This window comes from Archangium lansingense, assembly GCF_026626635.1.
Lineage (GTDB): Bacteria > Myxococcota > Myxococcia > Myxococcales > Myxococcaceae > Archangium > Archangium lansingense.
The window spans coordinates 5,376,209-5,390,759 of record NZ_JAPNKA010000001.1 but is presented as its reverse complement, the minus strand read 5'-3'; the positions used below and the strand labels follow the sequence as shown (position 1 = coordinate 5,390,759).

Here is a 14,551-nt window from a genome sequence, read left to right as displayed (position 1 = left end):
GACGCGAAATCTCACAGGTACGGGAACAGGCCGCGGCTATTGAGCACACCCGCAGTGATGCTCGAGAGGTCCACCTCGAGGACGCCGTTGGCCGAGGGATAGACGATGTAGGCAAAGTCGTCATTGTCCACGGTCGCCTGCACCACGGGTCCCGGTAGCCGGAAGAAGAAGAGATCCCCGACGGAGGTGTCCACCGAGATGATGTACGAGAGGAAGTGGGAGTCGATGGTCACCACGTAGCGGTCCCCTCGAGCCAGGTCGACGAAACCCCGGCCCGGGTCTCCATCATCCAGGTTCTGGCGCTCCACCTTGAGGCGCACCGCCACGTCCTCACTCAGCCCCGCGTAGCCCGGGGGGTGGAAGAAGTACGGCCCGGTGCGCGAGACCTCGCCGCCCGCGCCCAGGCGCGCGACGTAGCCCTCGCTGGAGCTGGAGACGACCAACGATTGGGCGCCCCCGGCCCGGACCTGGAAGTAGTCATAGTCGGCGCAGGCCGGCGGAAGGTTGCCCGAGGGCACCAGGGTGACCTTGTTATCGGCGTCACGCGGCTGCACGGCGAGCACCGTCACGTCCGTGGCGCACACCTGCCCGCCCGTTTCCGCTGACAACAGGACGATGATGTCCCCCGGTTGCACCACCTGCCCCAGACCTGGCTGCGGCTCGAAGGGGACCTTGAAAGAGTCGTCGGCCGCGCGCGCCACGGACGACATCTCGGGCAGGATGCCCTGGTACGTCAGCACGTACGTCTGGTCACGGGTGACGCCAAAAGTCCCCGAGAACGTGATCTCATCCCGGGTATTTTCGTCCAGGGTGGTGCCCTGAGCGTTGGCGAGCACAGTGGTGGCCGTGGGCGTGTTCTTCGTCTGCTCCGCGGTCCAAATGGCCTTGACGTTGAGGTGGATCAGGTTCAGCGCGTCGAAGAACAGAATGGTCCCGTTGGAGAGGGGCACGATGCCCAGCACGGGGAGTGTGGGGCCGCGCCGACGGTCGGCATTGGCGGGGTCCGGGTCGAACACGTTCATGGGCTCGCCAGACTGAACCACGAGGTTTCTGTCCGTGACCACCGACAAGCCCGTGGGCAGCCCGGCACCCGAGGTGAGGGACATCATGTCGTAGAGGCTCACGAGGTTGTCGTTCGCATCCAAGGCGGTGCGGTCCTTGGCCACCTGGCCCGTGGCCACGTCCACGGCCAGCACGCCGGTGCACTGGAGCAGGACGCTGCAGTTGGACGGATCGAGGACGCCGAAGATGCGCGCGCCCGCCTCCAGCGTCCGGGACTCCGTCACCCGCGTCTTCGGGGCCTTGGAGGTCTGCACCACCACGTCGTACTGAGTCCGCCCGTGGGTGGCGAGATAGAGCACCTGCGCGCCGCCGAAGTTCAGCGTCTGAACCACCTTCGACCCCAGGTCCACCCGGTACACGGTGCCGCCCGTGCCACGTGTGGCCACGGCGAGCACGCCGGGGTGGTCCTGCCCGACGGGGCTGGGCAGCACGAGCAGGGAGTTCACGGCCACGTTTTCGGGCAGCACGAGGCCCTCCAGCGGTAGCACCTCCACTGGGGTCCTCGCGTCCTCTTCCGCGTCCACTTCCGCCAACAGGCGCTCCCGGTCCGGCAGCAGCGCCAGCCACAGCCGGGCTCCGGTGGTCTCTTGGGTAGCGAAGTAGAGCCGGGTCTGGCCGCCGACCTGCTCGGGCGCCAGGGCCGCGAAGGCCGTCACGGGACCCACCGAGGTCCCCGTCATCCGGGGGGTCCGCAGCCGACGCACCTCGCGCAGCTCCTTATGGTCGGCGGCCACGACGGAGATCTCCGTCGAGCCGCTGCTGCGGGCAAACACGAGGCGGCCGGTCCGCTCCTGGCCATTCTCGTCGTAGCGCACGTCCCGCGTGAGCGACTGAGGCCGGGGCAGCACGGGGATGGCGAGCGATTGGAGCGGGTTGGGAGCTCGGACGAACCGCCGATCCACCTGCTCCTTCGCGAGCTCGAGCACGCGCAGCTCGTTGGTGTCCGTCGAGGTGACGAACAGCAGCTCCGGCACGCCCTCGTCCTGCTGCACCAGGGCCACGTCGTATGGACCCGCCAGGCCCACAGTCTGGCGAAACTCCTCCTCCTCGGTGCAAGCGGACAGCAGCGCCCCGGCCACCACCATCAACGAAACGATCAAGCGCTTCACAGCTGCTCCTCCTGGCACTGAGCGGACTGGCCCACGTCCTGCCGGACACCGAGCCAGGCCACCAACCGGGCCAGCTGCGGGTTGTTGAGATCCGCGATGTCGATGACCGAGACACGCCCGTCACCGAAGTTGCTGGCGAAGATACGCGCCGCATTGCCCGCTTGCTGAAAGGCAAGCCCGAAGGGCTGAGAAGACTGCGTACCGCTCTGCTGGCCCACCGACACCTGCGCCACGACCTGACCCACGTCCGGGTCATAGATGGCCACCACCCCGGCATCGCTGCAGGACACCAGCACCAGCGCACTGCGGGACGCCCCGCGAGACACCAGCGTCACCTGGGTGGGACCGCCCGGCAGGGGCACAGCGCCTACCACGGTGAGGCTGGGAGAGGCCGACTCCTTCTCAATGCCCTTCACGTCGACGATGAGCAGCGAGTCCGGATCACGCACGGCCACGTACAGCCGCCGGGGCTGCGAGGCCACCGGCGGAGTAAGCGCGAGCCCTCGGGCCTCCGAGGCGGAGAAAGCCAGGTCCAGCCCGGGCTCGATGAGCAGGTTGTTGCTCAGATTCTGCTTGTCCAGCACGCGCACCAGGAAGCGCCGGGACAGCGAGGTGTCCGAGATACGATTGCCGTTGAGCCGGCCCGTGACGAACACGTACCGCTCGTCGGCGACCACCGAGCTGGCGCCGCCCTCGGGGAAACCGGAAAGGGACAGGGGGTGGAAGTCCGAGCTCGAGACGCCGGGTGTGGCAGCGGACAAGTCCACCGCGTACGTCTCGTAGTTCAGCCGCGACAGCTCGGGCGAGTCCGCGGGGTTCAGGTGCGTCACCCAGAGCCGCGCCCCCGTCTTGTCGGCGTTGTTGGGGATGCCGAAGGTATCGACAAAGACGCTAAAGGGCGCCTCCGCACGCGGCAGACCATCCTGCTGCCCCGAAATCCCCGTGGTGAGTGACAACGCGCCTTGGATGCAGTTGTCCGCGTCGGCATTGCCCACGCAGGACAGCTGCGTCGGCGCCGGGATGTCGATGTAGTGGAGGTAGTTGCCGTCCGCGCGAGCGGGGATGAAGAGCCGGGGCGAGGCACCCGCCGGCTCCCAGAGCGCCATCTCCCCCGCGAAGCTCTGGATGTAGCGGCGCGACTCGGGGGCGATGTGGAGCTGCCCGAGCTCCGCCGGCGCGGCAGTAGGGTCCGTGTACGAGCCGAGAGGCAACAGGGCCTCGCCGCTGGAGCCCGCCACCCGATCCAGGTCGACGGCCATCACGGAGCCCCAGTCGAAGCACCGATCGAAGTTGGCGCTCGACACGTAGAGGACGCCGTTGGTGTTACCGCTCACCGAGCCCGGGCGGTAGGCAATGCCGCTCGGGTACACGAAACGATCCGAGGGCGGGAGCCGCTCATCCGTTTGGGTGCACGCGGTGAAGAGGAGCGCGAGACTGAGAAGAAGGGGGCGCATGTAAGGGGGGCGGAGTGTAGGAACCGCCCCAACGCCGGGCAACTACAAAGGTCCCCGGCTATTCCCTACCTGCCATACGCCCCCCCCCAAGGAGGCCGTCTGCCCTCCAACCGACGTCACACCTCGGCCTGGATCTTCGAGAAGTCGGCCACCTGGTTGAACAGGGTGCCAATCTCCACGAGGAGGCGGATGCGGTTCTCGCGCAGGTCCTTGTCCTCGGCCATCACCATGACCTTGTCGAAGAAGGTGTCCACGGTGGGCTTGAGGCCGGTGATCTCCTTGAGAGCGCCGGAGAAGTCATCGGACTTGACCTGCTCGGCCACGCGGGTGCGCGCCTGGACGTAGGCCGAGTGGAGCTGGCGCTCAGCGTCGTCGGCGAGGCGGTTGGAGTCAACCCCGCCGCGGGACACGTCCTTGCCCTGCTTCTCGACGATGTTGACCACGCGCTTGAAGGCGGCCGCAAGGGGGGCGAAGTCCGCCTGACCCACGATGCTGGCGAGCGCCTGCAACCGCTTGTGGGCGGCCACCAGGTCGTCGTAGCCGGCGGACAGCACCGCCTCCACCACGTCGGTGCGGTACTGCTCCATCCACAGCGCCTTGAGGCGGCCGCGGAAGAACTCGAGCACCTGCTCGCGAGGCGCGGGCTCACCGGCCTTGCGCTTGACATTGGCGATCTTCGGGCCGAGCTGCTCCAGCGCCGAGTCCACCGCCTGGGAGAGGGAGAAGCGGTAGCCGCGGCCCAGGACGATTCGGATGACGGACAGGCACGCGCGCCGCAGGGCGAACGGGTCCGCCGCGCCGCTGGGGCCCTTGCCGATGGCGAAGATGCCGCACAGTGAGTCCAGCCGGTCCGCCAGGCCGATGAGGGCACCCGCGTCCTGCGTAGGCAGCGAGTCCTCGGCGGTGCGAGGCAGGTAGTGCTCGAAGATGGCCAGGGCCACGGCCTCCGGCTCGCCTCCCGCGCGGGCGTACTCACGGCCCATGACGCCCTGGAGCTCGGGGAACTCACCCACCATGCCGGTGACGAGGTCCGCCTTGGCCAGAGTGGAAGCGCGCTCGATGGTGGACTGCAGGCCACCATGACCCGTCCACCCGGCCAGCTTCACCGCCAGGGAGCGGAAGCGCTCCACCTTCTCCGCGTAGCTGCCGAGCTGGCCCTGCCACACCACGCGCCCGAGCTTCTCCGTCCGGGTCTCCAGCGGCGTCTTGCGATCCTCGTCGAAAAAGAAGCGGCCGTCGGCGAGGCGGGCGCGCAGCACGCGCTCATAACCGCGCAGGGAGAGCTTCACATCGCGCACCGGCGTGTTGGACACGGCGATGAAGCGCGGCAGCAGCTTGCCGTTGCCGTCCACCACGGAGAAGTAGCGCTGGTGGCTCTTCATCTCCTGCACCAGCACCTCGGGGGGCAGCTCCAGGTGCCGCTCCTCGAAGGAGCCCACCACGGGGTTGGGCAGCTCCACGAGGTTGGTCACCTGGTCCACCAGGGACTCGTCCTCCATGAGCTTGCCACCGGCCTGCTGCGCCGCCGCGCGCACCTTCTCCAGGAGCTGGGCGCGCCGCTTGGAGATGTCCGGCACCACGTTCGCCTTCTCCAGGGCCGCTTCGTAGTCCGAGGGCTTGGAGATCTCGATGGCCGCGGGCGACAAGAAACGGTGGCCGTAGGTGGTGCGGCCGCTCTTCACGTCACCGAGCACCACCGGCAACACCTCGCCGCCCAGCAGCGCAATCACCCACTGCACGGGCCGCGCGAAGGCCTGGTCCACGTCACCCCAGCGCATCGTCTTGCGGAAGTTGATGCCGTGCACCGCGGTGTGGAGCACGTCCTTGAGGATGTCCGCCGCCGGGCGGCCCTTCTCCTCCACCTTCGCGCCCAGGTACTCGCCCTTGGGCGTCTGCACGCGCAGCAGCGCGTCCACGGAGAGCTTCTGGCTCTCGGCGAACTTCTCCGCCGCCTTGGTGGGCTTGCCGTCCTTGTCGAAGGCCGCCTTCGCGCTCGGGCCGAGCACCTCGCGGGTGATGTCCTCACCCCGCTCCGTCACGTCCTTCACCCACACCGCCAACCGCCGCGGCGTGCCGTAGGTGCGCACCTCGCCATGCTTCAGCCGCGCCTCGGCCGCGCGCTCGGTGATGATGCGCTTGAGGTCCTCGAGCGCCGGGACGATGAACGACGCGGGGAGCTCCTCGGCGCCGATCTCCAGCAGCAGATCACTTGCCACGGGCCACCTCCGCCTCGGCGGGCTTGTTGAACGTCACCGTCTTCCAGTACTCGCTGGCGGGCTTGCCCTCGAGCACCGGAGGCTGCTCGCCCACCGTCCAGGGCTTCTTGAGCAGCGGGAAGCCCAGCTTCTCGCGCATCTTGAGGTAGCCCTCGGCGCACAGGCGCGCGTTGTCGCGCACGCGCTTGATGAAGTTGGCGCGCTCCGTCACCGAGATGGCGCCGCGAGCATCCAGCAGATTGAAGGCGTGCGAGCACTTGAGCGCGTAGTCATACGCGGGCAGCGGCACCTCGCGCTCGATGAGGCGCTTGCACTCCTTCTCGTAGGCGTCGAACAGACTGAAGAGCATCTGCGGGTCCGACTCCTGCAAGGCGTACCGGCTCATCTCCACTTCGTTGGCGTGGAAGACCTCGCGGTACTTGACGCCCTTGACCCACTCGATGTCGTAGATGTTCTCCACGTTCTGCAGGTACATGGCGATGCGCTCGAGGCCGTACGTCAGCTCCGCCGCCACGGGCCGGCACTCGAAACCACCGCACTGCTGGAAGTAGGTGAACTGGGTGATCTCCATCCCGTCACACCACACCTCCCAGCCCAGGCCCCAGGCGCCCAGGGTGGGCGACTCCCAGTCGTCCTCGACGAAGCGGATGTCGTGCTCGAGCGGGTCGATGCCGAACGCGCGAATGGAGTCCAGGTAGAGCTGCTGGACGTTCTTGGGCGCGGGCTTGAGGATGACCTGGAACTGGTGGTGCTGGAACAGGCGGTTGGGGTTCTCACCGAACCGGCCGTCGGCGGGGCGCCGCGAGGGCTGCACGTAGGCCACGTTCCAGGGCTCTGGGCCCAGGGCACGGAGGAAGGTGGCCGGGTGCATGGTGCCCGCGCCCACCTCGAGATCATAGGGCTGGGTGATGATGCAACCCTGCTTGGCCCAGTGGTTCTGGAGCGTGAGGATCAGATCCTGGAAGTACATGGCGCCGCGGACCCTAGTGATGGGGTCCAGGAGCGTCAAGGACAGCCGAAACGCTTAGTGCGCTTCCCACGTGGGGAGATCGGAGAGCCGCACCGTGATGTCCGTCACCTGACCTGGCTTGATGGGAACGGAGAGCATCCGGTCAACGCCGTCCGGGTCGATCACCAACAGCCGGTAGGTGTCCACGGGCAGCGGCACCTTGCGCAGCGGGGTGGTGCCGAGCTGATTGTCCCCATCGAACACCGCGGCGCGAGGAATGGTGGTGAGCGTGAGCCAGCCGAGCTCCGCCCTCGCCGCCCCCTTGGCGGTGCGCGTGTCGATCACCACGGGCTCACCGTCCGCCGGAGGCTCGGCGGCGGCCGTCTTCACCGGGGCGGCGGGCTTCGTCCGAGGCTCCGGCTCGGGGGTGGCCTTGGCCGGGGTGGCCAGCTTTCGCGTCCGCTTGGGTTCGGACTTGGGGGGCTCTGGGGTGGACTCTGGCGCAGCCTGGGCCACCGTCTCCTGCTCCTGCTCCTGCTCCTGCTCAGGCTGCGGTGTGGGCTCCTGCGCCTGGCTCCCCTGCCCTGCCGCCTGCTCGGGGGTCTGGGGCAGTGGCACTGGCTCCGCCGGAGGTGGCCCGTGAGGCAGCTCCTCCCCCTTCAGGAGCTCGAGTGCGGTGGCATACAGGGGGGTCAGCATGGCCCGCGTCGGCGGGTGGAAGATGGCGCCGCCGACGGCCGCGAGCAGGAGCAGCAGGAAGAGCCACCCGCCCCAGTTCCTTCGCGGCTTCTCCAGCTCCGCCAGCGCCGCTGGGGAGAGCTGAGCGCGCGGCGACGCAGACTGCACGATTGCCTCGCGCTCCTCGGTCCCGTCGAGCTCGTCCGGAGTCTCAGCCGGGATTCTGGTGGGCCGGAATCCTCCCGGAGCCCGGCGAACCGGCTGCGTCTTCTCGAGCGGATCCTCCTCCTCGAGCTCCTCCGGCTCAGCGGCCACGGGGCGGGAGTACCCTCCCCGAGCCGGTGCCCGCGCGGGAGCGGCCACGGGAGCGGCCCTGCGTGGAGGGGGGGTCTTCGCGGGGGGAGCCGCCACGGGAGCGACATGCCCCGAGGGCGACTTCACTCCACGCGGCGCTCCACCCGAAACAGGAGTGGCGGGCCGACGCACCCGCTCCGTGGGGTCGTCCTTGTCGGCTCCACCGAGCGGCACTCCGGCCTTTCCTGCCCCAGTCGCCCCCTGAGGAGCGTTGGCGCTCTCCAACAGCGCACGCGTCTTCTGGAGCTTCTCCTCGAAGAGCTGGCGCATGACCGCGGCCATCTGCTCCTCGTGGAAGAGCTCCGGCCCACACGCGGCCTCGATGGCGCGGGCCATCTCCCGGCCCGAGGCGAAGCGGCGCTCGGGCTCTCGCGCCAACGCGCGCATCACCACCTGGGAGAGCGCCTCGGGGACGCGCGGGTTGAGGCTCGAGGGCGAGGGCACCTCCGCCGCGGCGATCTTCAGCATCACCGCGCCCTCGTGGGCGCCGGAGAACAGCCGGCGTCCGCACAGCAGCTCGTGCAGGATGATGCCGGCGCAGAAGAGGTCGCTCCGGCCGTCGAGCTGATCGAAGCCCTGCACCTGCTCGGGGGACATGTAGCCGGTGGTGCCCTTCACCATGCCCACCTGGGTGCGGCCGAGCCGGCCCTTCGCCTTGGCGATGCCGAAGTCGATCACCTTCACGTGGCCTTCGAAGGTGACCATCACGTTCTTGGGCGACACGTCGCGGTGCACCACCGGCCGGGGCTTGCCCGAGGGGTCGGTGAAGTGGTGCGCGTAGTGGAGCCCGAGACACGCATCCCTCACGGCGCGGGCCGCGAAGCCCAGGGGCAGCGGGCGCTGCTGTTTGTTCGAGGACTGGAGGATCTGCTCGAGGTTCTGCCCGGCGATGAACTCCATGGCCAGGTACAGCTCGTCATCCTCCTCGCCGAGATCGAAGACCTGGCCGATGTTGGCGTGCGCGAGGGCGGCGGTGATGCGCGCCTCGTCCAGGAACATCTGGACGAAGTGCTCGTCCTTCTGGACGTCCGGGAGGATCTGCTTCAGCGCGACGAACTTGCGGAACCCACCGGGCCCGGCGGTGAAGGCAAGGAACAGCTCGGCCATGCCGCCCACGGACAGACGGGTGACGATCTCGTACTTGCCGATGCGACGTCCGCGGTCGAAGTCGACCCCCGCGTCTGCTGGGGCCCCTGGGTTGGCCATTGAACAGGTATTCTAGCGGGCAGGTTTCGTCGGGTCGACAACGTGACTCAGGAAGCCGGGTCCCGTAGCCAGGGAGGCAACACGCTGGCGACCGCATCCCGGCCGGGCAGGCCCGTGATGGCGCCGAGGTGCTCCACCACCCGGGAGCCCACGGCGCAGCCGAAGGTGGCCAGCGCCTCCAGGTCCTCGCGCGAGGCCCCCGCCAGTGCCGAGGCATCCGCGTAGCGCCGCGAGAGCCCGTGGAGGAAGGCTGCAGTGAAGCCATCCCCCGCCCCGGTGGTGTCCACCACGCGAACCCGAGGAGCCGGGACGCGCACCACTTCGCCCCGCCAGAGGAAGACGGCGCCCGCCTCGCCCCGCGTCACCACGGGCAGCAGCACGCCCAGCCCCGAGAGATAACGCAGCGCATCCTCAGGCTCCGTCCGGCCGGTGGCGAAGGCCACCTCCTCCTCGGAGAGCTTCACCACCGAGCACCGGGGCAGCAGGCGTCCGAGCAGCTCGCGCAGCACCTCCAGGTCCTCCCACGCGTGGAGCCGGAGGTTGGGGTCGCAGCTCACGATGCGCCCCGCCGCACGCGCGGTCTCCACGGTGCGGGACATGGCCGCCCGGGCCTCGGGCAGCTTCAGCGAGTTCGTCCCGAAGTGCACCACGCGCGCACGCTCGAGGAAGGCCGGATCCACATCGCGCTCGCTCAAGAGGAACTCGGCCGAGCGCGTGCGGAAATAGGTGAAGCTGCGCTCGCCGCGCTCATCGATGGAGATGAAGACGAGGCCCGTCTTCGCCTCGGCCGTCTGGCGCAGGTGGCTGACATCCACGCCCTCGGCGGCGAGGCGCTCGCGAAGGAAGTGGCCGAACTCGTCCTCGCCCACCACCCCCACGTAGGCCGAGCGGCCGCCCAGCCGCGCCACGCCCACGGAGACATTGGCCAGGGAGCCGCCGATGCTCGGCTTCCACGCCGACACATCGCGCACGCGCTGAGCGGACTCCGAGGGGAGGAAGTCCACCAGGCTCTCCCCGACACACACCACATCCATGAGCCGCCTCCTGGAAGCCGCCCGTCAGTCCAGCCCCACCTGGGCCATGAAGTCCACGCTCTTGAGGCGGCGGCCCAAGTGGTGGGAGATGAAGACGTTGAGCACCCCTCGCGCCCGGGCCCGGAGCTCCGCCGGCAAGGGGGTGCGCTGGCCCTCCTGCAAGGCACGAAGCCCGGACAGCAGCTCGGCGGGGACGGCCACCGCATCGCGCGCGCGGAAGCCGCAGGGCTCGCACACCGCACCGCCATGAGCCTGGTCGAAGCGCGGCCGCTCGCCCGGCGGGCCACCACATAGGGCGCACGAGTCGAAGCGAGGCATCAACCCGGCCTGGGCCAGCGCCGACAGCTCGAAGGCCAGCAGCGAGGTGGGCCCGGCCTCCTTCGCATCCAGCTTCACGAGGTACGCCTCCAGCAGCTCGAACAGCTCCGAATGCGGCTCGTGATCGCGCGTCAGCTCGCGGCACAGCTCCACGGCATAGAGGGCGCGGGCAATGAGGGACAGGTCCGAGCGGGCCCCGTAGTAGCCGGCCAGGATGTCGGCCGAGTCCAGGCGCACCGTGGAGCCGCGCGTCTCCACCAGCTGCACGCGCAGCCGCATGTAGGGCTCCAGCGCGCCGGCGAAGCGCCGCTTGCTCTTGCGGGCACCCGCGGCGAAGGCCGTCAGCTTGCCGTGCTCGCGCGTGAGGAGAGTGACCAGCCGGTCGGACTCCCCGTAGTCCACAGTAGAGAGGACCAGCGCCTCATCGACGAAACGCTCCATAAGTGCTCTTCAACGCGAGAGGGGGTTGGGTGCCTTCCCGGTCATCACCAGGGCCACGTACGCCCCCACGCAGAGCGCCACCACCAGCAGCACCCCGAGCGCCACCCAAGCCCGCTTGCGCCGCTCGCGCTCCAGCACCACGGGGCTCGGCTCCGGCGTCGCCTTGTCCACCTCTTCGTAGCGAAGGATGGCCTCCTCCGGCGCGAGGCCGATGACGGTCGCGTAGGCCCGGATGTAGTTGACGACGAAGACGCGCGCAGGCAGGCGCTCCATCTGCCCCTCCTCGAGTGCGGCAATGAGGCTCGGGGAGATCTTCGTCACCTGCGACACCTCGTCGCGGGACAGGCCGCGCAGCTCGCGCTGCTGGGAGAGGTATTTGCCGAATTCGACGTGGTCCACAGCGGTGGGACTTTCTGGTTACAAGGCCTCGAGGAGCCGACGGCAGTCGTCCTTGAGCACCTGGCTCTTCGCCTTGGCCTCGCAGGCGGTGAAGCTCTGCCGCGCCTCCTCCATCATCCCCTGCTTCACCTGGCAGGCGCCCTCACGCAGGTAGGCATCCGCCACGTCCGGGCAGGCCTCACGATAACGGCCAAAGTAGCGGCACGCGTCGGAAATGTTGCCCGTCTCCTCGAAGATGACGCCCAGGTTCTTGTAGCCCATGCAGAAGCCGGGGTTGGTCGTCACCGAGGCCTTGATGTTCTGCACCGCGCGCTCCGTCTCGCCCTTCTTGTAGAGCGCCCAGCCCATGTTGCCCTGGGCGATGAACGGCGTGGGGTACAGCATGTCGTTGAGGGACTGCTCGTACAGCTTGATGGCCTCGTCGTAGCGCGCCTGGGACAGGTACACGTTGGCCAGGTTCGTCTTGGCCTCGGAGAAACCCGGGCGGAACTCTAGCGCCTTCTTGTAGTGGTGGATGGCCTCCTCAGGCCGGTTGAAGGCCAGGTGCAGGAGGATGGCCATGGCGTTGTGCGCCTCCGGGTACTCCGGATCCAACGCCAGCGACTTCTCCATCTCCTTGTAGGCCTCCTGCACGTTGCCGCTGGCCTGCGCCTGCAGGCCGATCTCGTAACGGAGCTCTGCGCCGCGGCGCTCTTGCTCGGTGGGAACGTGCTTGCAGCCCATCAGGGTGAGCGCAAGGAGCCAGGCGGAGTGGAGGCGGCGGTGCATGGGGATGGGTCTTCTCGTCACAGCGGGTAAAGGGGGTTCAGAAGGAGGCCAGCAGGCGACCCAGGTTCATCGAGGCGGTGCGCTTCTCGTCGGCGCGGCTCTTGGCGGCACCCGGCACCAGCTTCGGGTCCTTGTAGAAGACGGGCAGCGTCTTGAGCAGCTCATCCTGGCCCGGGGCAGGCAGGGCGCGGAAGTGCGCGTCATCCATCATGAAGCCCATGGACTCCACGAAGGCGAGCGCCTCGGCCTCGTCCTGCTGGTAGTCCTGCTGGCTCGCGGCGCGCCGGCCGGGCACGTACACCGCGCAGTCCTGGGCTTCGGACAGGTACAGGTAGATGAAGACGGCGAAGCCGCCCGAGCCGCGCAGACCCAGCACGAAGGCCTGTGCCGGCCCCGCGGGCTTGCCGGGGATGGCCAGGTGGGGCGAGTTGATGGACTGGTACAACGCCAGGACCTGCTCGCGGCTGGCGGGCAGGCCTCGGAACCGCTCGTCGATGGAGAACACGTTGGGCGCTACCCCCGCGCTACCGCGTGGTGAGGGTGAACTCCTCGGACAGATCTTCCGTCTCCGCCGCGGTGCGCTGGTAGCGGATGAGCGGATTGTCGATCATCACGTTGCCGCCGCCCTCGTTGCCCTCACCGATGATCACCTTGAACACGTGCTGGGGAGATTCGCTCCTGCGCGAGCCCACCGCCAATTTGTGCGCGATCATCAGCACGGTGTTCTTCCCCGGCTGGAGCTCGCGAGTGACTTCCGCGATGACCTGCTGCTCGCTGCTGCGCAGTTTCCGCACCCAGCGGGAGTTGATGTACAGGTCGATGTCGTAGTCGGTCATACCCGGCACGGACTGCTCGGTGACGAGCCAGTAACGCCGGGTGATGCGCGCCGGAGCAGTGTCTACCGGGGCGGGGGCAGGAGCCGGGGTCGCAACGGCCGGAGCGGGCGCCGGAGCCGGGGCAGTCACTGGAGCCGGAGCGGGCGCAGGAGTGGGAGCCGGGGTCGCAACGGCCGGAGCGGGCGCCGGAGCCGGAGCCGGGGGGGCATTCACCAGCTTGACGGCATAGGCGGGCGCATCGATGTGAACGTTGCCCTTCTCGTCGATGCGGACGGAGGCGACCTTCTCGAACCTCTGGTTCGTTACACCGTCGATCCGGACGCCGTTGAGGAACACCGAACCGGCGAGAGCCGAGACCGGCAACAACAGGGCCGAGAGGACGAGAGCGGGGATGGAGCGGCGCGGCATGATGAAGTCTCCTCCGGGGTCAGAGCGATAGCGCACCCGCCCGAGGCGGACAAGCGCGCGTCACGGGAGACCGGGGCGGCCGCCAGGAAATTCAGCGGCCTGCCCGCTCAGGGAGCCTTCTCTTCGGGGCTCTTCTCCAGGGCCTCTCGCTGAGCGAGAGCCCAGTCTCCACCCAACCCCTCCCCTTCCCGGAAGCGCTTGAAATCACGGCGCACGAGCCGGGGGTAGCGGCGGAAGGAGTCCAGCTCGCCCGCCTTCTTGGCCTGCCAGATGCGGGTGGGGCCGGCGTTGTAGGCCATGAGGGCCAGGTCCAGGTCCCCGAACCGGTCGTTCAGCTCACGCAGGTAGCGGATGCCCAGGCGCACGCCCAGGGCGGGATCCGAGGCCACCTCCTCGCGAGACAGTCGCAACCCCTGCTTCTCCGCGAGGAAGTGCAGCGTGCTGGGCTTGATCTGCATCAGCCCCCGCGCGCCCTTCTCGGAGACGGCCTCCTCGGTGAAGTCCGACTCCACGTCGATGATGGCCAGGATCAGCAGCGGGTCATACCCCGACTGGCCGGCCTCCTCGGCGATGGCGTGGACGATCTGCCGGCGCAGGGTGAGACCCAGATCCGGGGCCCGTTTGGCCAGCACCGCGTCGATGAGCGCCGCATCGGGGGGCGTCACCTCGAAGCGCGAGGGCTCGGCCACGAGCGGCACCTCGGGCGGGGCGAACAAAGGCACCGCCCGGGCGGACAACACCAGGGCCATCCCGGCCACGAGGGGCAGCTTTCCACACCCGGCACCGAGCGCGTGCAACCAGCGGAACAGCCCCTCCCCACGCCGCCCTCTTGGAGCGGAGGGGGTCGCCATCACTTGCGCTGCCCCAGAGCGTCGATGCGCTCGGCCAATCGGATCAGCCGTGCCTCGAGGTCCTGGATTTCCTCCCGGCGCGGAATCTTGAAGTTGAGCAGGGCGCGCCGCACACCCTCCTCCACATTGTGCTCCAGGTCCTTGCGATGACCCGCCAACCGCTCCGTCAGCAGACGGCCCTGGCGGCTCATTTCCTCCTGGCTCCAACCCGCCAGGTCCGCCACGCGCTGTACGGTGCGCGCGGCCTCGTCCTCAGCGGTGGACACGGCCAACAAGGCCTGGCTCCACACCCGCTCGAACGTCTCCGCAAGCGGGTGCTTCTGCGGGGTCTCTAGCTTGTCCATGCAACGCTCTCCAGCACGGCTCCCCGGGTCCGAGGGCCCGGAAAGCAGGGTAAGGGCAATCGAGGTAAGCACACCCCCCGATTGAAGGAAACGCCGCCCGCGCTCGCCTGCCTGCTCCCGCCGT

The 14,551-nt window shown here is 68.7% G+C and carries 13 protein-coding genes; all 13 read right to left on the bottom strand.

Features of this window, described 5'->3' with window-relative positions:
- Positions 1-11: 11 nt before the first annotated feature.
- Positions 12-2,171: a hypothetical protein gene (locus OV287_RS22160; RefSeq protein ID WP_267536032.1), complete on the bottom strand. Its 2,160-nt coding sequence runs from the start codon at positions 2,169-2,171 to the stop codon at positions 12-14.
- A complete protein-coding gene (locus OV287_RS22155) occupies positions 2,168-3,625 on the bottom strand; it encodes a YncE family protein (RefSeq protein ID WP_267536031.1) in 1,458 nt (485 codons plus the stop codon). Before OV287_RS22155 ends, OV287_RS22160 begins: the two co-directional genes overlap by 4 nt.
- A gap of 116 nt (positions 3,626-3,741) precedes the next feature.
- Positions 3,742-5,841 (bottom strand): glycine--tRNA ligase subunit beta, encoded by a 2,100-nt coding sequence (gene glyS / locus OV287_RS22150; protein WP_267536030.1) that lies wholly within the window; start codon positions 5,839-5,841, stop codon positions 3,742-3,744.
- On the bottom strand, positions 5,831-6,811 hold the full coding sequence (gene glyQ / locus OV287_RS22145) for a glycine--tRNA ligase subunit alpha (RefSeq protein ID WP_267536029.1): 981 nt from the start codon (positions 6,809-6,811) through the stop codon (positions 5,831-5,833). Before glyQ ends, glyS begins: the two co-directional genes overlap by 11 nt.
- A gap of 54 nt (positions 6,812-6,865) precedes the next feature.
- The gene (locus tag OV287_RS22140) at positions 6,866-9,028 is read right to left on the bottom strand and encodes a serine/threonine-protein kinase (RefSeq protein ID WP_267536028.1); all 2,163 of its coding nucleotides are present in this window, start codon (positions 9,026-9,028) and stop codon (positions 6,866-6,868) included.
- Positions 9,029-9,075: 47 nt separating this feature from the next.
- Entirely contained in the window at positions 9,076-10,062 is a 987-nt protein-coding gene (locus OV287_RS22135; protein WP_267536027.1) for a carbohydrate kinase family protein, read from the bottom strand.
- A 24-nt stretch (positions 10,063-10,086) separates the two neighbouring features.
- The gene (gene recO / locus OV287_RS22130; RefSeq protein WP_267536026.1) at positions 10,087-10,821 is read right to left on the bottom strand and encodes a DNA repair protein RecO; all 735 of its coding nucleotides are present in this window, start codon (positions 10,819-10,821) and stop codon (positions 10,087-10,089) included.
- A 9-nt stretch (positions 10,822-10,830) separates the two neighbouring features.
- Positions 10,831-11,220, bottom strand: a complete 390-nt coding sequence (locus tag OV287_RS22125; RefSeq protein ID WP_267536025.1) for a helix-turn-helix domain-containing protein — start codon at positions 11,218-11,220, stop codon at positions 10,831-10,833.
- 18 nt (positions 11,221-11,238) lie between these two features.
- Positions 11,239-11,988, bottom strand: a complete 750-nt coding sequence (tgl, locus tag OV287_RS22120) for a social motility TPR repeat lipoprotein Tgl (protein WP_267536024.1) — start codon at positions 11,986-11,988, stop codon at positions 11,239-11,241.
- Between the two features lie 37 nt (positions 11,989-12,025).
- Positions 12,026-12,493, bottom strand: a complete 468-nt coding sequence (locus OV287_RS22115; RefSeq protein ID WP_267536023.1) for a social motility and stimulation tgl protein — start codon at positions 12,491-12,493, stop codon at positions 12,026-12,028.
- Positions 12,494-12,512: 19 nt separating this feature from the next.
- Positions 12,513-13,232 (bottom strand): hypothetical protein, encoded by a 720-nt coding sequence (locus OV287_RS22110; RefSeq protein WP_267536022.1) that lies wholly within the window; start codon positions 13,230-13,232, stop codon positions 12,513-12,515.
- 107 nt (positions 13,233-13,339) lie between these two features.
- A complete protein-coding gene (locus OV287_RS22105; protein WP_267536021.1) occupies positions 13,340-14,083 on the bottom strand; it encodes a lytic transglycosylase domain-containing protein in 744 nt (247 codons plus the stop codon).
- Positions 14,083-14,427, bottom strand: coding sequence for a phasin family protein (locus OV287_RS22100; RefSeq protein WP_267536020.1), 345 nt, complete (start codon positions 14,425-14,427; stop codon positions 14,083-14,085). The genes OV287_RS22105 and OV287_RS22100 overlap by 1 nt, the downstream gene beginning before the upstream one ends.
- Positions 14,428-14,551 lie beyond the last annotated feature (124 nt).